The organism is Pseudomonas oryzihabitans (genome assembly GCF_007665395.1).
GTDB classification, from domain to species: domain Bacteria; phylum Pseudomonadota; class Gammaproteobacteria; order Pseudomonadales; family Pseudomonadaceae; genus Chryseomonas; species Chryseomonas psychrotolerans_C.
On sequence record NZ_VDND01000003.1, the window covers coordinates 487,174 to 509,905 of the forward strand.

Sequence of the window (22,732 nt, forward strand, 5' to 3'; positions counted from 1 at the left end):
TTACTATGGCAAGCGTGCAAAGCGGCAAGATGATCGTCGGCCTCGACATCGGCACTTCCAAGGTCGTGGCTCTGGTCGGCGAGGTGTCTTCCGAGGGTCAGATCGAGATCGTCGGCATTGGCACCCATCCGTCGCGCGGGCTGAAGAAGGGCGTGGTGGTCAACATCGAGTCCACCGTCGCTTCCATCCAGCGGGCCATCGAAGAAGCCCAGTTGATGGCCGGTTGCCGGATCCATTCGGCCTTCGTCGGCATCGCCGGCAATCACATCCGCAGCCTGAATTCCCACGGCATCGTGGCGATTCGCGACCGCGAAGTGAGCCCGGCCGACATCGAGCGGGTGCTCGACGCCGCCCAGGCGGTGGCCATCCCCGCCGACCAGCGCGTGCTGCACACCCTGGCCCAGGACTATGTGATCGACAACCAGGAAGGGGTGCGCGAACCCCTGGGCATGTCCGGGGTGCGCCTGGAAGCCAAGGTCCACGTGGTGACCTGTGCCGTCAATGCCGCGCAGAACATCGAGAAATGTGTTCGTCGTTGCGGCCTGGAAGTCGACGACATCATTCTCGAACAGTTGGCCTCGGCTTATTCCGTACTGACCGACGATGAAAAGGAACTGGGTGTCTGCCTGGTGGATATTGGTGGCGGCACTACCGATATCGCCATCTTTACCGAAGGCGCCATTCGCCATACCGCGGTGATACCCATTGCTGGCGACCAAGTCACAAATGACATCGCCATGGCCTTGAGAACCCCTACGCAATATGCGGAAGAAATCAAGATTCGGTATGCTTGTGCCTTGGCAAAGCTGGCTGGCCCGGGCGAAACCATCAAGGTGCCCAGCGTAGGTGATCGTCCGCCGCGAGAATTGTCGCGTCAGGCCCTCGCGGAAGTGGTCGAGCCCCGTTACGATGAGCTATTCACACTGGTGCAAGCGGAACTGCGCCGCAGTGGTTACGAGGATCTGATCCCGGCAGGGATCGTACTCACCGGTGGCACCGCGAAGATGGAAGGCGCGGTCGAGCTGGCGGAAGAGATTTTCCATATGCCGGTACGCCTGGGGGTACCCCAGACGGTGAAGGGGCTGACCGACGTGATCAGCAACCCGATCTACTCCACAGGCGTCGGCCTGTTGCTCTATGGCCTGCAAAAGCAGACCGATCCCTTGCCGGTCGTTTCCGGCGGATATAGCAGCGAAACCAAATCCACAGTCCTGGAACGCATGAAGCGTTGGGTCCAGGGCAACTTGTAATTCACAATTAAACCGCGGCAGTAGGCGAAGATCCGAAAGGAAGAGAGGGGACCATGTTCGAACTCGTAGACAACATTCCACAAAGCGCCGTGATCAAAGTTATCGGCGTAGGCGGTGGCGGTGGTAACGCCGTCAACCACATGGTCAAAAGCGGTGTTGAAGGCGTCGAATTCATCTGTGCAAATACCGACGCCCAGGCCCTGAAGAACGTCACATCCCGCACCGTGCTGCAACTCGGCCCGGGCGTCACCAAGGGTCTCGGTGCGGGCACCAATCCGGAAATCGGCCGCCAGGCGGCCATGGAAGACCGTGAGCGCATCGCCGAAGTCCTCGAAGGCGCCGACATGGTCTTCATCACCACCGGCATGGGCGGTGGCACCGGTACCGGTGCCGCGCCGATCATCGCCGAGGTCGCCAAGGAAATGGGCATCCTGACCGTTGCCGTGGTCACCCGTCCGTTCCCCTTCGAAGGCCGCAAGCGCATGCAGGTCGCCGACGAGGGTATCCGTGCCCTGTCCGAGTGCGTCGACTCGCTGATCACCATCCCCAACGAGAAGCTGCTGACCATCCTCGGCAAGGACGCCAGCCTGCTGGCCGCCTTCGCCAAGGCCGACGACGTCCTCGCCGGCGCCGTTCGCGGTATCTCCGACATCATGCAGCGTCCCGGCCTGATGAACGTCGACTTCGCCGACGTCAAGACCGTGATGGGCGAGATGGGCATGGCCATGATGGGTACCGGCCACGCCAGCGGCCCGAACCGTGCGCGCGAAGCCACCGAAGCCGCCATCCGCAACCCGCTGCTGGAAGACGTCAACCTGCACGGCGCCCGCGGCATCCTGGTCAACATCACCGCCGGCCTGGATCTGTCCCTGGGTGAATACGCCGCCGTCGGCGAGATCATCGAGGACTTCGCGTCCGAGCACGCCACCGTCAAGGTTGGCGCGGTCATCGATCCGGAAATGCGCGACGAGCTGCACGTCACCGTGGTCGCCACCGGCCTGGGTGCGCGCATCGAGAAGCCGGTCAAGGTGGTCGACAACACCGCCCAGACCCTGGCCGCGGCCCGTCAGGAATCCGCTCCGGTCAACTACGACGACCTCAAGTACCCGACCTCCATGCGTTCGGGTCGTGGCAGCCAGAACCATGGCGGCTCGGCGGCGGCGACCAAGGTCAATCCCAACGACGACCTGGATTATCTGGACATCCCGGCCTTCCTGCGTCGTCAGGCTGATTGATCGGGTATATCACAAGCGCGGGTGTGATTAGTGGGCATCGATTTTCGCTTCTGCTATCATCGCGATTTCGTTGACCACCATTCGCACCCTGCGACCGAGCGGCCCTGGCATGATTAGACAACGCACCCTCAAGAACACCATTCGCGCCACTGGCGTCGGCCTGCATTCCGGGGAGAAGGTATACCTCACCCTGAAGCCGGCTCCGGTCGATACGGGAATCGTGTTCCGTCGCACCGATCTCGATCCGGTCGTGGAAATCCCGGCCTGGGCGGAGAACGTGGGTGAAACCACCATGTCGACCAACCTGTTCAGCGACAGCGGCGTCAAGGTCGGCACCGTCGAGCACCTGCTGTCGGCCATGGCCGGTCTGGGTATCGACAACGCCTACGTCGAGCTGTCCGCGGTCGAAGTCCCGATCATGGACGGCAGCGCCGGTCCCTTCGTGTTCCTGATCCAGTCCGCGGGTCTGCAGGAACAGGAAGCGGCCAAGCAGTTCATTCGCATCAAGCGTGAAGTGACCGTCGTCGACGGCGACAAGCGCGCCACCTTCGTGCCCTTCGACGGCTTCAAGGTGACCTTCGAGATCGACTTCGATCACCCGGTGGTCAACAACCGCACCCAGAAGGCCTCGGTTGACTTCTCGAGCACTTCCTTCCTCAAGGAAGTCAGCCGTGCCCGTACCTTCGGTTTCATGCGTGACCTGGAATTCCTGCGCTCGCACAACCTGGCCCTGGGCGGCAGCGTCGACAACGCCATCGTGGTGGACGAGAAGGGTGTGATCAACGAAGACGGTCTTCGTTACGAAGACGAATTCGTCAAGCACAAGATCCTCGACGCCATCGGCGATCTCTATCTGCTCGGCAAGAGCCTCATCGGCGAATTCCGTGGCTACAAGTCCGGCCACGCCATGAACAACCGCCTGCTGCGCGCGCTGCTGGCCGATCGCGATGCCTGGGAAGTGGTGACCTTCGAAGACTCCGGTCTGGCACCCATTTCCTACATGAGACCCGCGGCTGCCGTCTAAGCCCGGTTTCATGAAAAAGCCCTGCATCCGCAGGGCTTTTTTTATGGGCGCGGAATGCCTAGCGACGGCTCAGGGGCTCGCCCTGGAAGCTTACGCCGGCCAGGCCCTGGGCCATGAGTGCACGGATATTGGCGTGATCGCTGCCTTCAGGGGTCTGCAGCACGCTGCGATAGTGTTCGCCGAAGGCCAGCAGGGCTTCCTGATCGCTCAGGCCTTCGAGCTTCGCCAGGCCCAAGGTCTTGCAAGAACCCTCGTTCTGGCCGGCGGCGTTCTCCACCCCGCCGTTGTGGAAGGCGGTTGGCTGGTAGTCATAGTGCTCGGCCACGAACGCCAGGGTATCGGCGAAGGCATGCTCGCCACTGACCAGGCTGGCGCGGAAGCGGGACAGCTCGCTCATTTGGGCTGGTTCTCCTGGAAGGCGGCCGCCTGGGCAGGGGAGGCTTCGGTCTGGTGCTGGGCCTTCCACTCGGCGTAGGGCATGCCGTAGACGACCTCGCGGGCGTCGTCCAGGCTCAGCGCCAGGCCCTTCTCGTCGGCGGCGGCCTTGTACCATTTGGACAGGCAGTTGCGGCAGAAGCCGGACAGGTTCATCAGGTCGATGTTCTGCACATCGGTGCGCTTGCGCAGGTGCTGGACCAGGGTGCGGAAGGCGGCGGCCTCCAGTTCCAGGCGGTCTTGTTCGGTCATGGGTGACTCCTTTGGCTAGTGTGGTGTTTCAGAAGTTCGCGCAAGAATTGACGAGTGATTTTTGTCTCCGGGCCAGGCGCCGCGACGAGTCATAGCAGGGCTATGGCGAGGAGTGGCAACGCCGCCCGGGGGCAAAAAGCGCCGCCAAAATTGTGTAGATAACTTTTGAAACACCACACTAGCGACGGCCATGGCGCAGGTGGCGCCCGCCGTTGACGGTGAAGGTGCTGCCGGTCGCATAGGCGGTCGACAGCAGATAGAGCACGGTATCCACGATGGGATCGGCGCCGGGTTCGAAATCCAGCAGGGCCTTGTCCAGGGTCGCCTGGCGATAGGCCTCGTCGGCGCCTTCCTTGAAGATCAGCAGGCCCGGCGCGATGGTATTGACCCTGACGGTGGGCGCCAGGGCCTCGGCGAAAGACAGGGTCAGGTTGTGCAGGGCGGCCTTGGTGGCAGCGTAGCCGATGTGGTTGCGGCTGCCACGGGTCGCGCTGTCGTCGCCGATGTGGATGATGTCGGCGCGCGGTGCGGCCAAGAACAGATCCTGCAGGCCCAGGTTGAGGTGGTAGGGCGCCTCCAGGTGCAGGCGATAGAGCAGGCGCAGGTTGTCGAGGCCATCCGCCGCCCAGACCGAGGCATTGTGCACCACGCCGCGCAGGGCCTGGTGCCGTTCATGCAGTTGCTGTATCAGCAGGTCGCGCTGCTGTTCCTCGACCAGATCGATCTGGTAGGCCTCGATCTCCAGTTCACGCAGCGGACCCGGATCGTCGCGGTAGACTGCGATGACGGGTTGGCCTTCCGCGAGAAGGCGACGGGTGAGAGCCAGGCCAACGCGGCGATTGGCACCGGTGACGAGAAGGGGAAGGGCTGCGGACATGAGGGTACCCGATCCTTGAGAGCGGAAACGGCCAGGAAGCTGGCCGTGCGTATTGTACGCATTCGACTCGTCGGGAAGCAGAGCGATCCGCCAGGTCTAGCGAGCGCTGCCTCTGAGCGGCTCGGCCCGGGACGAGGCGCTGTGCAGCCAGCCCCTGAGCGCGCGGGTGATCAGCGGGATGAAGACGCAGACCATGACCGGCGTGAGGATCAGGGTGCTCAGCAGGATGCGCGGCAGCAAGGGCAGGTGCGCCAGGTAGTCCCCGAAGGCGGCGTTGAACAGTAGCGAGATGGGAAAGAACGCCAGCCAGACGGCGATGCTTTGTTTCCAGCGCGGCGGGGCCTGCACGCCGGCGCCGAACCAATCGTCCATGCCCTGGGCACGGCGTGCCTGGGGCGCTTCGAACAGGCCCTGGCCGCGTTCCAGCCAGAGGCGTCGCGTCTCCGAGTGTTCCCACTGGTCGAGGCTCTGGGGGCAGGCGAAGCGGAAGATGATCTGCACCAGGTTGTCGCCCGGCGGTGGGGTCAGGACCCCGGAACCGAGATAGCCCGGGTAACGGGTCGCCAGGGCTTCGCCTTCGCGTAGCCAGACCAGGAAGGCGTCGTATTGGCCGGCCGCTACGCGGCGCGCGACCATGAGGGTAACGGGCTGACTCATGTTGGAGCTCCAAGCGATCGGGTCGGATAGGCCGGATGCCATCAAGCCGCCGGGTAGGCGGGCAGGGTGGAGAAATACCTGGGGTAGCAGGCGCCGCTAGCATAGCAAGCCTTGAGACCCCGGGGCAGCGCCTGACGTTGCAGGGATGTCGCAAACGGCAAACGGGGGTCGTTCGAGGCATACTGGGCAGCCGTCACCGCTAGAGGTCTGCATGAAAGTCGCACTGTTGAATGGCTCCGTATACGGCACCGCGGAAGATATCGCGCGGCAGGTGAAGACCCGCCTGGCCGCGGCGGGCCATGAGGTCTGGCATCAACCGCATGCCGAACTCGCCAGCCTGGAGGCCTTCGCGCCCGAGGCCTTGCTGGCCATCACCTCCACCACGGGCATGGGCGAGTTGCCCGCCAACCTGGAGCCGCTGTACTTCCAGCTGCGCGACCGGCTGCCGCCCTGGCGTGGCCGGCCCGGCGCGGTGCTGGCCCTCGGGGACTCGAGCTATGGCGACACCTATTGCGGCGGCGGCGAGCTGATGCAGGAGTTGTTCGCCGAGTTGGGCCTGCGCGAGCTGCTGCCCCTGCTGCGCATCGACGCCAGCGAGACGGTGACACCGGACGAGGACGCCGAGCGCTGGACGTCCGCGGTGATCGCCGCCCTGGGGTGACCTTGCCTGGCGGACAATACAGCTTTACCCGCCGGATCGCCGCCGCCGGGCCCGGGTCGCTGTCCTCGTCCGGCCAGCCTGGGTATCCTTGGGCGCTGATGACTGTTTGAGATGGAGCCCTGGGTGAATAGATATCTGCGCCTGGCTCTGGAGCTGTGTGGATTGGGTGCGTTGTGGGGACTGGGCAGCTGGCTGGCGACCGCCTTCGCCTTGCCGGTACCGGGCGGTGTGGTAGGGCTGGCCATGCTGCTCCTGCTGCTGGCGGCGCGGATCGTCGAGCCCGAGTGGTTGCAGAACGGCGTACGCCTGTTGCTTGGTGAGATGCTGCTGTTCTTCATCCCCGCCTTGCTGAGCCTGCTCGACTACGGTCCGCTGCTGCGGCAGGAAGGGGTGCGCATCCTCTTCGCCATCCTGCTCAGCACGGTGCTGACCATGGTCGCCACCGCCTACACGGTGGACTGGATGTTCCGCCGCCGGGGGCGCCGCGATGCTTGATCTGCCCGGACTCTTCTGGCTGCTGCTGACGGTGGCCGGCTATATCGTCAGTCGCCTGCTCTATGCCCGCCTGCGCTGGTATGTGGTCAGCCCCATCATCTTCGTCACCGTGCTGCTTTATGCCACCACCCTCTGGCAGCAGGTGAGCTATGCGCAGTACGCCCATTACAGTCGCTGGCTGATCATGCTGCTAGGGCCGGCGACGGTCGCCTTCGCCGTGCCGATCTGGCAGCAGCGCCGGCTCTTGGCGCGCTACTGGCAGGCCTTGCTGGCAGGGCTGGTTGTCGGCAGTGGCGTCGCCATCGGCAGTTCCTGGCTGCTGGCCCGCCTGCTGCTGCTGGATGATCGGGTGCTGTTGTCGATGCTGCCGCGCTCCATCAGCACGCCCTTCGCCATGCCGATGTCGGCCGCCGTCGGTGGCGTGCCGGAGCTGACGGCGGCCTTCGTCATGATCACCGGCCTGGGCGGCGCCATCCTCGGCAGCCTGCTGATCAAGCTGTTGCCGCTCAAGTCGGCCCTCGCCCGCGGCGCCCTGTTCGGCATGGGCGCCCATGGCGTCGGGACCAGCAAGGCCTATGAGGTTGGCCTGGAGGAGGGCACCGTGGCCGGGCTGGTCATGGTGCTGGCCGGCCTGAGCAACCTGCTGGGCGCCCAACTGGTGCTCTGGCTGCTGCACGGCTAGTGCAGGGTGGTCTTGGCAGCGCCCAGTTGCTCCAGGCGCCGCCGCACCTGCTCCCGCTCCGCCTCGTCCTCGCTGATCAGCAGCGCGTGCTGCAGGTCGTAGCGCTCGGCCTGGGTGCAGTCGAGCTGTCGATACAGATCGGCGCGCGCCAGGTGGTCGGCGACACCCGCGGCGCCCAGTTCGATGACGCGCTGGGCGTCCTTCAGCGCCGCCAGCGGCTGATCGCCCTGGCGATGTAGCTCGCGCAGGTTGCGTGAGAGACGCTGCATCATCTGCCGGGGGGAGAGCGGTGCCAGGTAGGTCGCCTGCAGCCGCGCCGTGGGGCCGAATTGATCCACCAGCAGCTGGCGACAATCGTTCATGTACAGCCGGCGCCCGCCGAAGGGTTCGAGCAGGTGGTCGGCGCCGGGCACGCGCAGCAGGAAATGCCCCGGAAAGCCGATGCCTTGCAGATCGATGTCCAGGCGCCGGGCCAGCTCCAGCGCCACCAGGGCGATGGACAGGGGTTGGCCGCGGCGCCGCACCAGCACCTCGTCGAGCAGGGCGGCGGTAGGGCGCAGGGGCCACTCGGCGGCGCGGAATCCGGCGTCGCACAGCTGCCGTAACAATTCCTGGGCACGCTCCGAATGGCTGGCGTCGCCATCCAGGCTGGCGACCAGCTGCAGCGCCAGGTCGTCCAGCGAGTGCAGCAGGGCGCGGGGCTCGAGGTCCTGGCGATGCTCGGCGGCGATCCACAGGGCGGCTTCCAGCAGCCGGGGATCGGGGCGGTCCAGACAGGCGAGACAGGCGAGACGCGACTCCACGGTAGACTCCAGGCCCTTGGGGGCGTTTCCTGAGGTTTTAGCCTGCCGCTGGCCGCCCGTCCAGTCTGCGACAGTCGCGCACTGGCGGGCTACGGGGGTTCTCGCTATAAGAACCCCTCTGGCCACCGCGCCAGGGCAACCTGACGAAGGAGACTTTTCAGCATGGACGAAGCCTCGAGCGAACGCCTGCGCCCTCGTATGTACCCCCTGGCCGACGGCCTGGGCAAACCGCTGGCCCGCCTGGCCAGTGATCGTGATCTGGCTGGATGGAGCGTTAGGGTATGAAGTGGGCAGATGGCAGTCGCAAACGCATGCACGATGGCGCCAATTCACTGGGCAACCTGATGGTGGAAGGTTTCCACTACTGTGGGTTGTTCGCCATAGGCGCAGCCACGGCCTGGGCCTCGGTGATGGCCTTCATGGAGATGTTCGACAAAGGCCAGGCGAGCATCGATGACATCCTCCTGCTGTTCATCTATCTGGAGCTGGGTGCCATGGTCGGCATCTACTTCAAGACCAATCACCTGCCCATCCGGTTTCTGCTCTACATCGCCATCACCGCGCTGACGCGCTACCTGATCGGTGATGTCTCGCACCACCGGCCGCCGGACGTTGGCCTGCTGTATCTCTGTGGCGGCATCTTCCTGCTGTCGCTCTCGGTGCTGGCGGTTAGGGTCGCCTCGAACAAGTTTCCTTCCAGCAAGGCGCTCGATGCGACCGGCGATGTGGTGGGAGAGGGGTCCGCAGACCGATAGCACGGGACGCGCGGCGGGTACTGCAACCAGTCGCTGGTCGCGGCAGCGCGTCCGGATGGACGCCTGCCGTTGGCCGTTTTGCCGGGGGAGCGCCCGGGTGTGGGTGTCCCTGCGGCCTGGCCTTGCTGCGACCGGCACGGCGCCGCCCAGGCCCCGGCCTGGGCTGGGGCGCTAGCGATCCAAGGGCGCCAGCAGCTGGGCTAGATCGGCTTCGGTCAGGCGCCAGTCGCCGGCGTTCTCGCTGAGGATGCCCGCGCTCAGCCGGGCCTTTTCCTGCTGCAGCTGCTGGATGCGTTCTTCCAGGGTGCCGCGGGCGATCAGCTTGTAGACGAATACCGGGCGATCCTGGCCGATGCGGTAGGCGCGGTCGCTGGCCTGCTGCTCGGCGGCCGGGTTCCACCAGGGATCGAAGTGGATCACGGTGTCCGCCGCGGTCAGGTTGAGCCCGCTGCCGCCGGCCTTGAGGCTGAGCAGGAACACCGGCACCTCGCCGTTCTGGAAGCGTTGCACCGGGGTGCGGCGATCACGGGTCTCGCCGGTCAGGGTGACGTACGCGATACCGCGCTCGTCGAGGTCCGCCGCGATGAGGTCGAGCATGCTGGTGAACTGCGAGAACACCAGGACCCGGCTGCCTCCCGGCAGCAGGGCGTCGAGTCTCTCGTTCAGCGCCGCCAGTTTCGCCGAGGGCTTGGCCACGGCATCGTCCTCGTGGGGCACCAGGCGCAGATCGCAACAGACCTGGCGCAGGCGCAGCAGGGCATCGAGGATCAGCAGCTGGCTGCGGCCGATCCCCTGGCGGGCGATCTCGGCCCGTACCCGTTCGTCCAGCAGCAGGCGCAGGGCTTCGTAGCGCTCGCGCTGCGCCGGGCTGAGCTCGACCAGCTGGACGATCTCGGTCTTCGGCGGCAATTCGCTGGCGACCCGCTGCTTGGTCCGACGCAGCATGAAGGGCCGCACCCGTGCCTTGAGCGCCGCCAGGCGCTGCGCGTTGCCTTCGCGCTCGACGGGGATGCGATAGCTCTGCTTGAAGGTCTTCTCGTCACCCAGCCAGCCGGGCATGAGGAAGTGGAATTGCGACCAGAGTTCGCCCAGGTGGTTTTCCAGTGGCGTACCGGTCAGGCAGAGGCGATGACGAGCGCGCAGGTGCCGGGCCGCCTGGGCGGCCTTGGTGGCGGCGTTCTTGATCGACTGGGCCTCGTCGAGCACCTGCAGGTGGAAATCGTAGCCGGCTAGCCGCTCGGCATCGCGCGGGAGCAGGGCATAGGTGGTGAGCACCACATCGTGCTCGGGAATGCGTTCGAAGCGGCTGCTGCGGTTGCTGCCCTGCAGGGTGAGGACGCGCAGGCCCGGCGCGAAGCGGGCGATCTCGTCCTGCCAGTTGGGGATCAGGCTGGTCGGCATGACGATCAGCGCCGGTGCGGTGAGGCGGCCGGCTGCCTGCTCGACGAGGATGTGCGCCAGGGTCTGCAGCGTCTTGCCCAGGCCCATGTCGTCGGCGAGGATGCCGCCCACCTCCAGTTCGCGCAGAGCCTGCAGCCAGGCCACGCCTTCCCGCTGGTAGGGCCGCAATTCGGCCTGCAGGGTAGCCGGCAGCAGCACCGGCTCGGCGGCGTAGCTGCGCAGGCGCTCGGCGAAGCTGCGCAGGCGCTCGCCGCCTTCCCATTCCAGCGGCAGGCGCTCGTCCAGCTCGGCGAGGCGCGCGGCATCGAGGCGGGGCAGGCGCAGGGCGCGGTCGTTGGGCAGGCGCTCGGTGGCATAGAGCTCGCCGAGGATCTGCAGGATCGGCTTGAGCCGGCCCAGGGGAACGGCGACCCGCTGCACCCGGCCCTGCTGGCCGGCCATTCGCGGCGGCTCGATGCGCAGCAGCACAGGCTCGTCGTCGGGACGCTTGGCCAGGATCCCCGGTTCGTATTGCGAGGGTTCGCGGCGAATGGCGTCGATCAGCAACGGGATCAGGCTGACGCGGCGCTGGCCCAGGCGAATGCCCAGCTCGACGTCGAACAGACCACTGGCGGCGGTCTGGTCTTCCACCTCTTCGAGGTGCCCGTACCAGCCTTCCACCGGCGTGAGATCGAAGGTGAATTCGGGCTGGGCCTCGATCTGCCAGCCACGCTCGCGCAGGGTCGGGATGACCTGCTGCACGAACCTGAGCCAGGCGGGATCGTCCGGCAGCTCGAACATCTCGCCGCATTCCTCGGGCAGCGCGGCGCTGCGTCGGGTCGCCAGGCGCAGGCCATGATCGATCAAGGTCTGGCGCCAGCGCTGTTCGGCCGGCAGCTGGCGGGCGGGATAGTCGGCGCCGGGGCTGCGCGGCGGCGTGCCGAATACCCGGCGCTGGCCGTACTGGAAGGCCAGGGCCGCGCGGTGCCTTACGGTGGGCCGCATCTTGCCGATGTGGCGATCGTAGTCGATCTGGGTGTGGCTGCCGAGGCTCAGGATCGGCTGCGGCAGGTCCGGGTTGGCCACCGGCACGCTCGGCAGGTCTGCCTCGCTGCGCTGCAGGCGTTCGAGTTCGATGAGGGCCGCGGCGGCATGCTTGCAGTTGCGACCGACCGGACAGGTGCACCGGGCCTCGACCCGCCAGGCGGATTCGCCCGGGCGCAGGGTGATCGCCTGGCGATAGGCCGGACCGGCCGGGCTGCTGCACTCGGCGTAGACCTGCCCCTTGGTGGCCGAGCGAAGCTGTACCAGCCCATCGAGGGCCAGGCGCCGGCCGCGCTCGTAGTTGCGCTCCGTGAAGGCGCCCTTCCAGTCCTGCCACTTGAGCCGTTCGAAACGTAACGCCATCGTTCACCCAGGCTGTTCGTACCAAACCGGCTATTCTGCCACAGTCCGCCAGGCGCCCGTTGGACTCCCTTGCACTTCGTGAGAATGAGAATATAGTGCATTTAGGAATGTAGGAGCGAGACGATGCGCGAACAACCGTTAGCCAGCCTGGCCCTTATGGACACTCTGAATGCGCAGGCCAGGCGGGAAGGCCGCCTGCGCTCCTTGCAGCGCTACATCCTCATCGTCTGCAGCCTGGGCGTCATGGCCGCGGCGGCCTTGCATCTGGCCTACCTGGCCGGCGCCAGCCTCTAGCACGATGGCGAGCCGCTGCCGAGGGCGCACGAAAAAGCCCCGACCAGTCGCCTGATCGGGGCTTTTCGAAGCCTTACCCGCCTGGGCGGGCCAGGCCTGGCGTTGTGGCTCAGACCAGCAGGTCGCCGACGCGGTACATCTTCATGGTGTTGGTGCCGTCGCGCTTGGTGTAGCTGTCGCCCTTGGTCAGGATCACCCAGTCACCGTGCTCGACGATGCCGCGCTTGAGCAACTCGTCCACCGCGGCCTGGCTCACCTTGTTCGCCGGCATGGTGGTCGGGTCGAAGGGAATGGTGTGCACGTTGCGGAACAGCGCGGTGCGGGCCTGGGTGGCGCGGCTGGAGGCGAAGGAGAAGATCGGCACCGAGGAGCGCAGGCGCGACATGATCAGCGGGGTGTAGCCGGTGTCGGTCAGGCTGATGATGGCCTTCACGCCGGGGAAGTGGTTGGCCACGTAGATGGAGGCCAGGGCGATGCTCTCGTCCCAACGGGTGAAGGTCTGGCCCAGGCGGTGGCTGGACAGCTTGCTGGTAGGCTGCTTCTCGGCGCCGACGCAGACGCGCGCCATGGCCTTGACCGCTTCCACCGGGTACTGGCCGGCGGCGCTCTCGGCGGAGAGCATCACGGCGTCGGTGTTGTCGAGCACGGCGTTGGCCACGTCGGAGACTTCCGCACGGGTCGGCATGGGGCTGCTGATCATCGACTCCATCATCTGGGTCGCGGTGATCACCGCCTTGTTCAGTCGGCGCGCGTGGGAAATGATGCGCTTCTGGATGCCCACCAGTTCGGCGTCGCCGATTTCCACGCCCAGGTCGCCACGGGCCACCATGACGGCATCGCTGGCCTGGATCAGGCCATCCAGCGCCTCGTCGTTGGCCACGGCTTCGGCGCGCTCGATCTTGGCCACCAGCCAGGACTTGCCGCCCGCGGCTTCCATCAGGCGCCGGGCTTCGTTCATGTCCTCGGCGTCACGCGGGAAGGACACCGCCAGGTAGTCGACCTCCATGGAGGCCGCCAGCTTGATGTCTTCGCGGTCCTTGTCGGTCAGCGCCGGCGCGGTGAGGCCACCGCCACGGCGGTTGATGCCCTTGTGGTCGGACAGCGGGCCGCCGATCAGGGTGGTGCAATGCAATTCGGTGGCGGTGACGCCTTCCACGCGCAGCACGACGCGGCCGTCGTCCAGCAGCAGCTCGTCACCCACGCGGCAGTCGGCGACCAGGCCCGGGTAGTCGATGCCGACCACTTCCTCGCTGCCTTCGGTGCGCGGATGGGCGATGGACAGGCGGAAGGGATCGCCGACCTTGAGTTCGATGCGCTTGTTGACGAACTTGGCGATGCGGATCTTCGGACCCTGGAGGTCGCCGAGCAGGGCGACGTGGCGGCCGTGCTTGGCGGCGAGATCCCGTACCAGCTGACCACGGGCCCGGTGCTCATCGGGCGTTCCATGCGAGAAGTTCAGGCGGGCGACGTCGATGCCGGCGATGATGAGCTGCTCGAGGACTTCCGGAGAATTGCTGGCCGGGCCTAGGGTGGCGACGATCTTGGTACGGCGATAAATCATGCAGTCTTTCCTTTAGCGGATTGCAACCATGAGTCGGCGCCCGAGCGCCGAGTCGACGTAGAACACGAAGCGCAGCTCATTGTAGCGCTCCCGCGTGGCCAGCACATGACGGCTTTTCGCAGCTTCGTCACACCGATGGTCGTTCGTCCTCAAGAAGCTGGCCCCGGCGCCGATCTAGCGAACAGGAGGACTTTCCATGCGCCCTTATCTCTGCCTGTTCCTGCTGCTCGGCCTGACGGGCTGTACCAGTGTCTCGATGAATTCCTATCTCAATGCCGCCTACAAATCCTATGCGGAAGGCGACTGTGCCAATGCCCTGCTGCAGATCTCCCAGGCCGAGCGCAAGGGCCGGGCGCGGCCCTGGCTGCAACCGGAATTCTCCATGCTGCGTGGCCAGTGCCTGGAGCAGCAGCAGCTGTACGGCGACGCCGCCCAGACCTATCGTTTCATCCAGGCCCGCTATCCGGCCAGTGAATATGCCTATCGGGCCCAGGCCCGACTGGACACCCTGCGCCAAATGGGGCTAGATGGCGGAACGGCCGTTGCGACGCCCCAACCGGTGCGAAACCTACCGCAGCGCTGAGCTTTCCAGGACGTTGTCGGTAAAGTGGCTTTACCGTGTGCAGGATGAATCGCACCATGACTCAGAATCGTCGTATCGAGCGCCACCAGCTGCCCTACTACCTGAAGGTGTTCAACCGCTTCACCGACAAGCCCATGGGCTACATCGGCAACATCTCCCGCGAGGGACTGCTGATGATCAGCCAGCTGCCCATGCTGGTGAACGCGCGTTTCGAACTCCGCCTGAAGATTCCCGGCCAGGACGGCCAGCTGCATTTCGTCGACTTCGATGCCCGCTGCCAGTGGAGCCATGAAGACGTGACGCCGGGCAACTACGATTCCGGCTTCAGCGTCGCCGAGCCACCGCCCGAGTTCGCCGAGCTGATCGACGTGCTGCAGCACTATTTCACCTTCGGTCGCCTGTCACAGTCGGCGATCTGAGCGCCTCGCTCTTCCCACTGCTTTAGCAGGCGGGTCGGCAGATCCGCCGTAGCGCTCGCCGCCAGCCAGCCGATACCCAGACGCTCCAGGCGCCTGGCCAGCCGCTCGCGGCGGATGTCGCTCTGCCAGGCGTCGGCATAGCGCCTGGCGCTGCGCCAGTCGCGGATCTCGTCGGGTTCCCTGACCAGTCGCAGCGAGGTGCCGACCACCCAGAGCCGCAGTCCGCGCCCGGTCAGGTCCAGGCGGGCGAGCCAGTCCAGGGCCGCTTCCTCCAGCGGCGCCACCACCAGGATGACACTTCCAGGCGCGGCCTGGCGGCATAGCCGTGCCAGCGCGGATTTGAGGTCGCCGGTGGTAGTCGGCCTGGGCGCAGGCGGATCGGGCCGCACCAGCGGGCGCCCGGGCGCGGCCGCCGCCAGCAGGCGCAGCTCGGGCGCCAGGTCATAGAGGCGCACGTCATTGCCACTGATCGCCAGGTTCCGCCACAGCTCCAGCACCTGGTCCCGGTCCCGTCGCCAGGTATCGAGCCCATCGGGCGCCTGGTGGTCGAGCAACAGGTGCCAGGGAGCGGCGTACCGCGGAGTCCGCGATAAGCGCGGCGCGGCAGGCGGATGCTGCCAGAATCCGATCTGGCGCCAGCGCGGCCGCTGCCGCTCCAGGAGCGCCAGCGCCAGCACCAGCGCGGCACCCGCTGCGGGTAGTCCTTGCCAGCGCGGTGGTGCCGCGACCCCTAGCAGCAAGCTGACCAGGGCCAGGGCGGCCAGGATGAGCGGTAGACGGCGGCTCGGGGTCATGGGCGTGGTGCCGGACACTGCCCCAGCAGCTTGAGGATCTGGCCATCCAGGCTGTCACCCTCGAATTCCCGTTCCGGGGTCAGCCGCAGGCGCGGGCGCAGCACGCCTGGCAGCGCGTGGCGGACGTCCTCGACCGCGACCGTGGCGCCGCCGCGCAGGAAGGCCTGCGCCTGGGCGAGACGCAGCAGCGCCTGGCCCGCCCGCGGACCGGCGCCCTGGTCGAAGGCCGGCCATTCCCGGGTGAGGCGGATCAGGCGCACGGCGTAGTCCAGCAGAGACTCCGGGACCGGCAGGCTCGCCACCAGGCGCTGCAGGGCGGGTAGATCCCGTGCGTGCAGCAGGGGGCGCAGGGCCGCTGCTTCCAGGGGGTCGCCGTGGCCCTGTTGGGCGGCCTGGCGCAAGGCGGCCAGCTCCTGGCTTTCCGCGGGCCAGTCCAGGCGCAGCTGGGTGAGGAAACGATCCCGCAGCGCCACGGGCAGATCGTGGCCCGGCGCCCGGGTGGCGATCACCAGGAAGGGCGCTGGCAGCGGCACCTGGCGGCCCTCCAGCAGCACCTGGCGACTCTGCAGCGCATCGTCCAGGAGGTTGAGGACCACCGCCGGGGCGCGCTGGAGATCCTCGATCATGACCAGCGGGTTGAACAGCGGGCCGCGCCGGAGACGGGCGCTGTCCTGACCGCTGTCCAGGACGATCTCCCCGGCGACCTCGGCCAGGGTTTGCGCGGGATGGCAGTGCAGGCGGGCGAAGCCGGCTTCCAGGCTGGCGGCCAGGGCGCGGGCCAGCAGCGTCTTGCCGGATCCGGTGGGACCTTCCAGTAGCAGGTGACCGCCCGCGAGGAGCGTCGCGAGCAGGCCATCCACGGCGGTCTCCTGCGCGGGCAATGCCCTGAGCAGCGCCTGGCGCAAGGCCTGCAGACGGGCCAGGGCGCGCGCCTTCACGCTCGCCTCGCCGGTATCCGCCGGGTTGGCATCAGCTGGGGCGGTGTCGGTCATCGGAATTCCTCGGGCTAAGGGTACGCAGGGCCAGGCGTAACTGGCGCAGTTGGACGATACGGCGGGTGAAGTCCTTGCCGGACAGGCGCGCCGGCCCAGGGCGCAGCGCCTCGCCCACCGCGCGGATGCTCAGGCCGCTCAGGCGCGCCAGATAGTGCCAGCGCTCCGCCACGCCCTGGTCGGCGAGTTCGGGACGGCGGCGGTGCAGGTCGCGCTGGAGGTCACGCTGCAGCGCGGCGACCAGCTCTGGCCAGCGCTGGGCTGCGCGGCTGCCGCCCGCTGGCCGCCGCCACCAGCAGAGGGTCAACGCTAGCGCCAGCAACAGGGTAGCCACGCCGAAGCGCTGCAGGAATTCGATCCACAGCGGAGCGGGGGGCGTTGGCGCAACGATGACGACCGCTGCGCCCTGGGTCAGGTACCAGAGCAGCCAGGCGTTGTCGTACTGGGCCAGGCGGCCATTGCTCCAGAGGTCGGTGTCCGACAGCAGGGTGACGCTGCCCGCGCCCCAGGGGAGCAGCAGCAGATGGGTGGCGCTGGCGCTGCTCGCCCAGGCCTCGGCCTGGTCGCCGACATCGAACAGGTGGCGACTGTCGTCGAAGCCGAGGTAGGCGGGGGCGTCGTCGTCGGCCAGGTACAGCTGTGTCAGGTTGGGCCAGAGCGGCAGGGCCATGATGGGTTGCGGCGTGCCGCCCAGCTCGCGGGTGGGCATTGGCCTCACGCCCAGGGTCGCGCTGAGAGCCAGGGTACTGTCGTCGGCGACCGCCACCAGCCGGCCGCCCGACTCGACCCAGTCCAGCAGGCGCTGGGCGTCCTGTTCGGTGAGGCGTGGATTGCCGGCCAGCCAGAAGCGTACGCCCCCTGTTGGCGGCAGTGCGTCGAGGTGCTCGGGACTGCTGCGCTGCACCGGGCTGCCGAGCCGGCGCAGGTAGGCCGCGGCGAGCGCCTGGGGATCTTGGCTGTTTGCGGTCGAGGCGGCGAGCTCAGTGGCGAGTTGGCGGGCGGCGCGGCTGTCGAGCCCCTGATGGGTCAGCCGTAGGCTCGCCGGGCCACTGTCGGACTGGGGCGGTAGCGGGCAGGACAGGGGCTCCGGCGCGGCGTGGCAGGCCAGGGACAGCGTCAGGGCCAAGCCGGCGGCGACCAGGCGTGCGCCGACCAGTCGGCACCTGACGCGAAAGGAGAGCCGATCGACTGAACGCATGCGGGGAGCGGATACGCGGGTGGACAGGCTCCAGAGCCTAGCGGGTACGGGGGCCCGGGAGCAAGGCGCTTGACGATGCTAGACTGCGCCAATTCTAGGGGAGGGCGGTGTGACGCAAAGTATCTTCTGGTACGACTTCGAGACCACGGGGATAGATCCACGGCGGGATCGTCCGCTGCAGGTCGCCGGGGTGCGTACCGATCTGGACCTTAACGAAATCGCCGCGCCGCTCAATCTGCATTGCCGGTTGAGCGACGATGTCCTGCCGCATCCGCGCGCCTGCCTGGTCACCGGCATCCTGCCGGATACCCTGCAGCGCCAGGGATTGCGCGAGCGGGAGTTCCTGCAGCGCCTGCACGATGAACTCGCGCGGCCCAATACCTGTACGGTCGGCTACAACAACCTGCGCTTCGATGATGAGATGGTGCGGCACAGCCTGTATCGCAACTTCCACGATCCGTACGCCCGCGAGTGGCAGCAGGGTAACAGTCGCTGGGACGTGCTCGGCCTGATCCGGGCCCTCTATGCCTTCCGCCCGGAGAGCCTCACCTGGCCGGAGGAGAATCAGCGCGTCTCCCTGCGGCTGGATCGTCTCACCCTGGCCAATGGCATCGAGCATGGCCAGGCCCATGATGCCCTGGCGGATGTCCGGGCCACCCTGGCCCTGGCGCGGCTGGTCAGGCAGCGCCAGCCGCGGCTCTACGACTATCTCTGGGCGCAGCGGCAGAAGAAGGCGGTCCAGGCGCGCATCCGCCTGCTCGAACCCCTGCTGCACGTTTCCGGCCGCTTCAGTGCCGAGCGGCACTTCCTTGCGCCGGTCCTGCCGCTGGCCTGGCATCCGGTCAATCGCAACGCCCTGATCGTCTGCGACCTCGACGCCGCACCCGAGCCCCTGTTGGAGCTCGATGCCGACACCTTGCGCCAGCGCCTCTACACCCGTCGCGAGGATCTGGCGGAGGGCGAGCTGCCCGTGCCGCTCAAGCTGGTGCAGATCAATAAATGCCCGGTCCTGGCGCCTTTCAGTGTGTTGCGTCCTGCAGACACGGAGCGCCTGGGCTTCGACCTGGCCGCGGTGTGGCGCACCGTCCGCCGCCTGCTCGACCAGCGGTCGAACTGGCAACCCAAGCTCCAGGCGCTCTACACCGAGCCCGCTGCACTCGCGGGACAGCTAAAGGAGCAGGATGCGGAATTGCAACTCTATGACGGCTTCATCGATGCCGCAGAGCGAAGCCTCTGCGAGCGAGTTCGCCAATGTCCGGCCGAACAATTGGGCAGCCAAACTTGGGCCTTTCGTGACGAACGTCATCCCGACATGTTCTTTCGCTACCGTGCGCGTAACTTTCCCGAGTTACTGACGGCGGAAGAGGGCGCCCGTTGGCGGGAATTCTGTCGGCTGCGACTCTTGCAGGAAGAAGGACATGGCCAACTGACCTGCGGTCAATTCTTTACCCTGGCCGAACAGCTGCGGGGTGAAGTATCCAGTGATCTATTGCCGATTCTCGATGCCTGGTCCGCCCATGTCCGCGTCTTGATGCGACGGTTGGAGAGTTCGGCCGGCAGTGCGACTTAACGTCGCGACAACGGTAGTTGTCTACTAGGTTTTTGCCTAAAAACATTGCCAGGGATAGCAAGTTTTCTTAAGAACGGCAGCCAGCACTTAGGTGCGCCTTCGCAAAAGAGTGCGTCTTGCGGTGAACCAGGCAAAGGCATCTGCCAGCGAACACCCAGGATCAAGAAGAATCGATCCCGGTAGCCAGGTACTCGGCCGTTACAGGGCGGTAAGCACCTTGCCGCGCCGCGCTTGCCGGCCAGGGAGGCAAAAAAAACGCCGGCGAACCGGCGTTTTCAGATCAATCCAGCAGGGTCGCCCAGGACTCTACGTCGTCCGAGCCCCACTTGGCTTTCCACTCTTTCAGGGTCTTGTGATTGCCACCCTTGGTTTCGATCACTTCGCCATTGTGCGGATTCTTGTACTGCTTGACCTTGCGCGCCCGCTTGGGGGTGCTGGCAGTACTGGCCTTGTTGGTACGAGCCTGGCGTGCGGGTTTGGCTTCGCCATCGAGGATGCCGATGATGTCACGCAGGGACTTCTGGTACTCACCCATCAGGGAACGGAGTTTCTTTTCGAACTCCAGTTCGCGTTGCAGTTTGTCGTCCTGCTGCAGCGACTTCAGGCGCTCCTGCAGTTCCTTAATGGCTTCTTCGGTCTGGCGATATTCATTGATGAGCGACATGGCTGGCCTTTGTCTGGTGCTGATGCAGAGATGAAAGTGCCTGTATCATAGGTTGGCTATCGGGATAAGTAAACTAGGCAGACACCGGTGAATAATTAACGGGGCCGCTGTTTTTTCAACGGGCTTTGCCAGCAGCCAGCAACTTTCGTTACGGCATTGGCGGAACTTCGCCGCGGGCAATTGTTTGACCGCTCTGCTTCCGTGACCGGATCGTCCAGCCACCCTGCCTGGGCACCGCTCGACGCTGCCTGCGACTGCGCCTAGAATGCAGCCCCTTTTCGCGCGAGGTTGTGCTATGCAAACGTTTCGTCTGGTGATCGCCTGTCCGGACGGGGTAGGTATCGTGGCCAAGGTCAGCAACTTCCTGGCGACCTATAACGGCTGGATTACCGAAGCGAGCCACCATTCGGATACGGAGAGTGGCTGGTTCTTCATGCGCCATGAGATCCGCGCCGATTCCCTGCCGTTCGACCTCGCGGGCTTCCGCCAGGCCTTCGCGCCCATTGCGCGGGAGTTTTCCATGCAGTGGCGGATCACCGATTCGGCCCAGCGCAAGCGCGTGGTACTCATGGCCAGTCGCGAATCCCATTGCCTGGCCGATCTGCTGCACCGCTGGCACAGCGGCGAGCTGGATTGCGAGATCCCCTGCGTCATCTCCAACCACGACACCCTGCGCAGCATGGTCGAGTGGCACGGCATTCCCTTCTTCCATGTACCGGTCGATCCCGCCGACAAGCAGCCGGCCTTCGACGAGGTGTCGCGGCTGATCGACCTGCACCAGGCGGACACCGTGGTGTTGGCGCGCTACATGCAGATCCTGCCACCCGATCTCTGCGCCCGCTACGCCCATCAGGTGATCAACATCCACCACAGCTTCCTGCCGTCCTTCGTCGGCGCCAAGCCCTATCACCAGGCGGCGCAACGGGGTGTGAAGCTGATCGGTGCCACCTGCCACTACGTGACCGAGGAGCTAGATGCCGGCCCCATCATCGAGCAGGACGTGGAACGCGTCAGCCACCGGGACAACGTCGAGGACATGGTCCGCCTCGGCAAGGACGTGGAGAAGATGGTGCTGTCGCGTGGTCTGAGATACCACTTGCAAGAGCGGGTCATGGTCCATGGCAACAAGACCGTCATCTTCGACTGATCGCGACTCCCCGGCGGTACCCGGTACCGCCGAGGCGCCAGCGCGCCTGGGCGAGGGCTGCCTGGCCCGCTATGACCTGCAGGACCTTGCCGAAGAGAGCGGCGCCGATTTCGGCGCGGCCGCGGAGCTGTGGCGTCGGCTGCAGGCGGCAGCTGAGCCCGCCGCTGCGCCGGAGGGCGACGCGGCGGCTGCCCCTCAGTCGTCCTGAGCGACGGACTCGGCGCTGGTCTTGGCCTTGAGGTCGGCGATCTTGCGGACTTCCGACGCGAACACCTCGTCCTGCACGGTAGGACGTTTCTTCCAGGGTTTGCGATCGGGTTTGGGCTGGGCGGCGTAGGTGACGATTTCGCCACCGTATACATCCTGGTAGCGCTGGGCCTGGCGTTCCAGTTCAGCGCGAAGTTGGTCTTTGGTCACGGGTTCGATCTTGTTCGAGTGTCGCGAGGGGCGAGCGGTCGCCAGGACCGCTCGAAGCCGGTGCGCCCGGGGGCGCGGCTGCGGAGTCTAGCCGCCGCGCGGCCCTTTGCCTATCCCGCTCAGTCCAGGATCCGCATCGACAGGTCGATGGCCTTGACGTCCTTGGTCAGGGTGCCGATGGAGATGTAGTCGACCCCGGTCTGGGCGATGCCCAGCAGGGTGTCTTCGTTGACCCCACCCGAGGCTTCCAGCCTGGCCCTTCCCGCCGTCAGGGCGACCGCCGTGCGCATGTCGGCGAGGCTCAGCTCGTCGAGCATGACGATGTCCGCCCCCGCGGCCAGGGCCTGTTCCAGTTCGCCGAGGTTTTCCACCTCCACTTCCACCGGCCGACCTGGCGCCAAGTGGCGAGCGGTGGCCACGGCCTGGGCGATGCCGCCACAGGCGGCGATGTGGTTTTCCTTGATCAGGAAGGCGTCGAACAGGCCGATGCGGTGGTTGTGGCAGCCGCCGCAGGTGACCGCGTACTTCTGGGCGCGGCGCAGGCCGGGCAGCGTCTTGCGGGTGTCGAGCAGGCGTACCTGGGTGTCCCGCACCTGGTCGGCGTAGTGGCGGCAGCGGGTAGCGGTGCCGGACAGCAACTGCAGGAAGTTGAGGGCGCTGCGTTCGCCGGTGAGCAGCGCCCGCGCCGGTCCCTGGAGTTCGAACAGCGGCTGATCCGGCGCCACCCGCTCGCCATCGGCTACGTGCCAGGTGACCGCTACCTGCGGATCCAGGACCCGGAACACCTCGTCGACCCAGGCCGTGCCCGCCACGACCGCCGCTTCGCGGGTGATGATCCGCGCCCGGGCGTGCTGGTGGGCGGGAATCAGGCCCGCCGTGAGGTCGCCACTGCCGACGTCTTCGCGCAGCGCGGCGGCGACGTTGTCGGAGATGACCTGGGCAAGCTCGGGCAGGGTGGCGCTGGACATGAACGGACTCCGGTAGGGGATAGCGGCGGACGCGCGGGCAACTTTAGGGGAGGTTGACGATCTGAGATAGACAACGTTGAGTTATTCTAAGGGCAGGCGCTGTCGGACAGGTGCCTTGTGAACCCTGTCATGTACTGTGCAGATGCCGATTGGTCGATGCCGTACCAAAGCAAATAATGGCACTTCGACAACGTTTCACCTCGCGGCCAGGG

Annotated in this window: 27 protein-coding genes; 14 read left to right on the forward strand and 13 right to left on the reverse strand. The window is 66.2% G+C overall.

Annotated elements, in window-relative coordinates:
- Positions 1-5: 5 nt before the first annotated feature.
- From ftsA to lpxC, 3 genes are all read left to right on the forward strand, one after another.
- Positions 6-1,250, forward strand: a complete 1,245-nt coding sequence (gene ftsA / locus FSV73_RS09800) for a cell division protein FtsA (RefSeq protein ID WP_145007209.1) — start codon at positions 6-8, stop codon at positions 1,248-1,250.
- 53 nt (positions 1,251-1,303) lie between these two features.
- Positions 1,304-2,485 carry a cell division protein FtsZ gene (gene ftsZ / locus FSV73_RS09805; protein WP_145007211.1) on the forward strand — a complete coding sequence of 394 codons (1,182 nt, stop codon included), beginning with the start codon at positions 1,304-1,306 and terminating at the stop codon, positions 2,483-2,485.
- Between the two features lie 109 nt (positions 2,486-2,594).
- The gene (gene lpxC / locus FSV73_RS09810; RefSeq protein ID WP_145007213.1) at positions 2,595-3,509 is read left to right on the forward strand and encodes a UDP-3-O-acyl-N-acetylglucosamine deacetylase; all 915 of its coding nucleotides are present in this window, start codon (positions 2,595-2,597) and stop codon (positions 3,507-3,509) included.
- A 58-nt stretch (positions 3,510-3,567) separates the two neighbouring features.
- Here lpxC and FSV73_RS09815 read toward each other — a convergent pair whose 3' ends face one another.
- From FSV73_RS09815 to FSV73_RS09830, 4 genes are all read right to left on the reverse strand, one after another.
- Positions 3,568-3,906 (reverse strand): HopJ type III effector protein, encoded by a 339-nt coding sequence (locus tag FSV73_RS09815; RefSeq protein ID WP_145007215.1) that lies wholly within the window; start codon positions 3,904-3,906, stop codon positions 3,568-3,570.
- Positions 3,903-4,196: a DUF1244 domain-containing protein gene (locus tag FSV73_RS09820; protein ID WP_145007217.1), complete on the reverse strand. Its 294-nt coding sequence runs from the start codon at positions 4,194-4,196 to the stop codon at positions 3,903-3,905. Before FSV73_RS09820 ends, FSV73_RS09815 begins: the two co-directional genes overlap by 4 nt.
- A gap of 178 nt (positions 4,197-4,374) precedes the next feature.
- Positions 4,375-5,073 (reverse strand): dihydromonapterin reductase, encoded by a 699-nt coding sequence (folM, locus tag FSV73_RS09825; protein WP_145007219.1) that lies wholly within the window; start codon positions 5,071-5,073, stop codon positions 4,375-4,377.
- Positions 5,074-5,169: 96 nt separating this feature from the next.
- Positions 5,170-5,730, reverse strand: coding sequence for an antibiotic biosynthesis monooxygenase (locus FSV73_RS09830; protein WP_145007221.1), 561 nt, complete (start codon positions 5,728-5,730; stop codon positions 5,170-5,172).
- A gap of 211 nt (positions 5,731-5,941) precedes the next feature.
- On the opposite strand from FSV73_RS09830, the gene FSV73_RS09835 reads away from it, so the two are divergent.
- The 3 genes from FSV73_RS09835 to FSV73_RS09845 all read left to right on the forward strand — a co-directional run bounded on the left by FSV73_RS09835 (position 5,942) and on the right by FSV73_RS09845 (position 7,568).
- Complete coding sequence (locus FSV73_RS09835) at positions 5,942-6,391, forward strand: flavodoxin (RefSeq protein ID WP_145007223.1); 450 nt, start codon at positions 5,942-5,944, stop codon at positions 6,389-6,391.
- Positions 6,392-6,502: 111 nt separating this feature from the next.
- Positions 6,503-6,886, forward strand: a complete 384-nt coding sequence (locus FSV73_RS09840) for a CidA/LrgA family protein (protein ID WP_186309200.1) — start codon at positions 6,503-6,505, stop codon at positions 6,884-6,886.
- Entirely contained in the window at positions 6,879-7,568 is a 690-nt protein-coding gene (locus tag FSV73_RS09845) for an LrgB family protein (RefSeq protein ID WP_145007227.1), read from the forward strand. The genes FSV73_RS09840 and FSV73_RS09845 overlap by 8 nt, the downstream gene beginning before the upstream one ends.
- On the opposite strand, the gene FSV73_RS09850 is transcribed toward FSV73_RS09845, so the two are convergent.
- The gene (locus FSV73_RS09850) at positions 7,565-8,371 is read right to left on the reverse strand and encodes a SirB1 family protein (RefSeq protein ID WP_145007229.1); all 807 of its coding nucleotides are present in this window, start codon (positions 8,369-8,371) and stop codon (positions 7,565-7,567) included. The genes FSV73_RS09845 and FSV73_RS09850 overlap by 4 nt on opposite strands.
- Before the next feature lie 162 nt (positions 8,372-8,533).
- Between FSV73_RS09850 and FSV73_RS25780 the strand changes: the two genes are divergently transcribed.
- Both FSV73_RS25780 and FSV73_RS09855 read left to right on the forward strand, forming a co-directional pair.
- A complete protein-coding gene (locus FSV73_RS25780; protein WP_260856054.1) occupies positions 8,534-8,656 on the forward strand; it encodes a hypothetical protein in 123 nt (40 codons plus the stop codon).
- Positions 8,653-9,126 (forward strand): phosphate-starvation-inducible protein PsiE, encoded by a 474-nt coding sequence (locus tag FSV73_RS09855; protein ID WP_145007231.1) that lies wholly within the window; start codon positions 8,653-8,655, stop codon positions 9,124-9,126. The genes FSV73_RS25780 and FSV73_RS09855 overlap by 4 nt, the downstream gene beginning before the upstream one ends.
- Before the next feature lie 171 nt (positions 9,127-9,297).
- On the opposite strand, the gene FSV73_RS09860 is transcribed toward FSV73_RS09855, so the two are convergent.
- The gene (locus FSV73_RS09860) at positions 9,298-11,913 is read right to left on the reverse strand and encodes a DEAD/DEAH box helicase (RefSeq protein ID WP_145007233.1); all 2,616 of its coding nucleotides are present in this window, start codon (positions 11,911-11,913) and stop codon (positions 9,298-9,300) included.
- Positions 11,914-12,036: 123 nt separating this feature from the next.
- On the opposite strand from FSV73_RS09860, the gene FSV73_RS25565 reads away from it, so the two are divergent.
- Positions 12,037-12,207: a hypothetical protein gene (locus tag FSV73_RS25565; protein WP_186309201.1), complete on the forward strand. Its 171-nt coding sequence runs from the start codon at positions 12,037-12,039 to the stop codon at positions 12,205-12,207.
- Positions 12,208-12,316: 109 nt separating this feature from the next.
- On the opposite strand, the gene pyk is transcribed toward FSV73_RS25565, so the two are convergent.
- On the reverse strand, positions 12,317-13,768 hold the full coding sequence (gene pyk / locus FSV73_RS09865) for a pyruvate kinase (protein ID WP_145007235.1): 1,452 nt from the start codon (positions 13,766-13,768) through the stop codon (positions 12,317-12,319).
- A 196-nt stretch (positions 13,769-13,964) separates the two neighbouring features.
- Here pyk and FSV73_RS09870 point away from each other — a divergent pair, with 196 nt between their 5' ends.
- On the forward strand, positions 13,965-14,351 hold the full coding sequence (locus FSV73_RS09870; RefSeq protein WP_145007236.1) for a tetratricopeptide repeat protein: 387 nt from the start codon (positions 13,965-13,967) through the stop codon (positions 14,349-14,351).
- Positions 14,352-14,407: 56 nt separating this feature from the next.
- Positions 14,408-14,770, forward strand: a complete 363-nt coding sequence (locus FSV73_RS09875; RefSeq protein WP_145007238.1) for a PilZ domain-containing protein — start codon at positions 14,408-14,410, stop codon at positions 14,768-14,770.
- Here FSV73_RS09875 and FSV73_RS09880 read toward each other — a convergent pair.
- From FSV73_RS09880 to FSV73_RS09890, 3 genes are read right to left on the reverse strand one after another with little or no spacing between them, the layout of a single operon-like run.
- Positions 14,731-15,564: a hypothetical protein gene (locus FSV73_RS09880; protein WP_260856055.1), complete on the reverse strand. Its 834-nt coding sequence runs from the start codon at positions 15,562-15,564 to the stop codon at positions 14,731-14,733. The two genes, FSV73_RS09875 and FSV73_RS09880, sit on opposite strands and share 40 nt — an antisense overlap.
- Positions 15,561-16,556 (reverse strand): AAA family ATPase, encoded by a 996-nt coding sequence (locus FSV73_RS09885; protein WP_145007240.1) that lies wholly within the window; start codon positions 16,554-16,556, stop codon positions 15,561-15,563. The genes FSV73_RS09880 and FSV73_RS09885 overlap by 4 nt, the downstream gene beginning before the upstream one ends.
- Positions 16,534-17,754 carry a DUF4350 domain-containing protein gene (locus FSV73_RS09890; RefSeq protein ID WP_145007241.1) on the reverse strand — a complete coding sequence of 407 codons (1,221 nt, stop codon included), beginning with the start codon at positions 17,752-17,754 and terminating at the stop codon, positions 16,534-16,536. The genes FSV73_RS09885 and FSV73_RS09890 overlap by 23 nt, the downstream gene beginning before the upstream one ends.
- Positions 17,755-17,863: 109 nt before the next feature.
- Between FSV73_RS09890 and sbcB the strand changes: the two genes are divergently transcribed.
- Positions 17,864-19,324 carry an exodeoxyribonuclease I gene (gene sbcB, locus FSV73_RS09895; protein ID WP_145007242.1) on the forward strand — a complete coding sequence of 487 codons (1,461 nt, stop codon included), beginning with the start codon at positions 17,864-17,866 and terminating at the stop codon, positions 19,322-19,324.
- A gap of 280 nt (positions 19,325-19,604) precedes the next feature.
- Here sbcB and mvaT read toward each other — a convergent pair whose 3' ends face one another.
- Positions 19,605-19,988 carry a histone-like nucleoid-structuring protein MvaT gene (gene mvaT / locus FSV73_RS09900; RefSeq protein WP_145007244.1) on the reverse strand — a complete coding sequence of 128 codons (384 nt, stop codon included), beginning with the start codon at positions 19,986-19,988 and terminating at the stop codon, positions 19,605-19,607.
- Positions 19,989-20,283: 295 nt separating this feature from the next.
- On the opposite strand from mvaT, the gene purU reads away from it, so the two are divergent.
- Together purU and FSV73_RS09910 are read left to right on the forward strand one after the other, a co-directional pair.
- Positions 20,284-21,135 carry a formyltetrahydrofolate deformylase gene (gene purU, locus FSV73_RS09905; protein WP_145007245.1) on the forward strand — a complete coding sequence of 284 codons (852 nt, stop codon included), beginning with the start codon at positions 20,284-20,286 and terminating at the stop codon, positions 21,133-21,135.
- On the forward strand, positions 21,107-21,343 hold the full coding sequence (locus tag FSV73_RS09910) for a hypothetical protein (protein ID WP_145007246.1): 237 nt from the start codon (positions 21,107-21,109) through the stop codon (positions 21,341-21,343). The genes purU and FSV73_RS09910 overlap by 29 nt, the downstream gene beginning before the upstream one ends.
- Here FSV73_RS09910 and FSV73_RS09915 read toward each other — a convergent pair.
- Together FSV73_RS09915 and nadC are read right to left on the reverse strand one after the other, a co-directional pair.
- A complete protein-coding gene (locus FSV73_RS09915; RefSeq protein ID WP_145007247.1) occupies positions 21,331-21,552 on the reverse strand; it encodes a hypothetical protein in 222 nt (73 codons plus the stop codon). The two genes, FSV73_RS09910 and FSV73_RS09915, sit on opposite strands and share 13 nt — an antisense overlap.
- A gap of 119 nt (positions 21,553-21,671) precedes the next feature.
- Positions 21,672-22,520: a carboxylating nicotinate-nucleotide diphosphorylase gene (gene nadC / locus FSV73_RS09920; protein WP_145007248.1), complete on the reverse strand. Its 849-nt coding sequence runs from the start codon at positions 22,518-22,520 to the stop codon at positions 21,672-21,674.
- Positions 22,521-22,732: the final 212 nt, after the last annotated feature.

Excerpts from the sequence above, each read along its gene's own strand:
- ftsA (WP_145007209.1), top strand. The coding sequence starts at position 6 with ATGGCAAGCGTGCAAAGCGGCAAGATGATCGTCGGCCTCGACATCGGC.
- ftsZ (WP_145007211.1), top strand. The coding sequence starts at position 1,304 with ATGTTCGAACTCGTAGACAACATTCCACAAAGCGCCGTGATCAAAGTT.
- lpxC (WP_145007213.1), top strand. The coding sequence starts at position 2,595 with ATGATTAGACAACGCACCCTCAAGAACACCATTCGCGCCACTGGCGTC.
- FSV73_RS09815 (WP_145007215.1), bottom strand. The coding sequence starts at position 3,906 with ATGAGCGAGCTGTCCCGCTTCCGCGCCAGCCTGGTCAGTGGCGAGCAT.
- FSV73_RS09820 (WP_145007217.1), bottom strand. The coding sequence starts at position 4,196 with ATGACCGAACAAGACCGCCTGGAACTGGAGGCCGCCGCCTTCCGCACC.
- folM (WP_145007219.1), bottom strand. The coding sequence starts at position 5,073 with ATGTCCGCAGCCCTTCCCCTTCTCGTCACCGGTGCCAATCGCCGCGTT.
- FSV73_RS09830 (WP_145007221.1), bottom strand. The coding sequence starts at position 5,730 with ATGAGTCAGCCCGTTACCCTCATGGTCGCGCGCCGCGTAGCGGCCGGC.
- FSV73_RS09835 (WP_145007223.1), top strand. The coding sequence starts at position 5,942 with ATGAAAGTCGCACTGTTGAATGGCTCCGTATACGGCACCGCGGAAGAT.
- FSV73_RS09840 (WP_186309200.1), top strand. The coding sequence starts at position 6,503 with ATGGAGCCCTGGGTGAATAGATATCTGCGCCTGGCTCTGGAGCTGTGT.
- FSV73_RS09845 (WP_145007227.1), top strand. The coding sequence starts at position 6,879 with ATGCTTGATCTGCCCGGACTCTTCTGGCTGCTGCTGACGGTGGCCGGC.
- FSV73_RS25780 (WP_260856054.1), top strand. The coding sequence starts at position 8,534 with ATGGACGAAGCCTCGAGCGAACGCCTGCGCCCTCGTATGTACCCCCTG.
- FSV73_RS09855 (WP_145007231.1), top strand. The coding sequence starts at position 8,653 with ATGAAGTGGGCAGATGGCAGTCGCAAACGCATGCACGATGGCGCCAAT.
- FSV73_RS09860 (WP_145007233.1), bottom strand. The coding sequence starts at position 11,913 with ATGGCGTTACGTTTCGAACGGCTCAAGTGGCAGGACTGGAAGGGCGCC.
- FSV73_RS25565 (WP_186309201.1), top strand. The coding sequence starts at position 12,037 with ATGCGCGAACAACCGTTAGCCAGCCTGGCCCTTATGGACACTCTGAAT.
- pyk (WP_145007235.1), bottom strand. The coding sequence starts at position 13,768 with ATGATTTATCGCCGTACCAAGATCGTCGCCACCCTAGGCCCGGCCAGC.
- FSV73_RS09870 (WP_145007236.1), top strand. The coding sequence starts at position 13,965 with ATGCGCCCTTATCTCTGCCTGTTCCTGCTGCTCGGCCTGACGGGCTGT.
- FSV73_RS09875 (WP_145007238.1), top strand. The coding sequence starts at position 14,408 with ATGACTCAGAATCGTCGTATCGAGCGCCACCAGCTGCCCTACTACCTG.
- FSV73_RS09880 (WP_260856055.1), bottom strand. The coding sequence starts at position 15,564 with ATGACCCCGAGCCGCCGTCTACCGCTCATCCTGGCCGCCCTGGCCCTG.
- FSV73_RS09885 (WP_145007240.1), bottom strand. The coding sequence starts at position 16,556 with ATGACCGACACCGCCCCAGCTGATGCCAACCCGGCGGATACCGGCGAG.
- FSV73_RS09890 (WP_145007241.1), bottom strand. The coding sequence starts at position 17,754 with ATGCGTTCAGTCGATCGGCTCTCCTTTCGCGTCAGGTGCCGACTGGTC.
- mvaT (WP_145007244.1), bottom strand. The coding sequence starts at position 19,988 with ATGTCGCTCATCAATGAATATCGCCAGACCGAAGAAGCCATTAAGGAA.
- purU (WP_145007245.1), top strand. The coding sequence starts at position 20,284 with ATGCAAACGTTTCGTCTGGTGATCGCCTGTCCGGACGGGGTAGGTATC.
- FSV73_RS09910 (WP_145007246.1), top strand. The coding sequence starts at position 21,107 with ATGGCAACAAGACCGTCATCTTCGACTGATCGCGACTCCCCGGCGGTA.
- nadC (WP_145007248.1), bottom strand. The coding sequence starts at position 22,520 with ATGTCCAGCGCCACCCTGCCCGAGCTTGCCCAGGTCATCTCCGACAAC.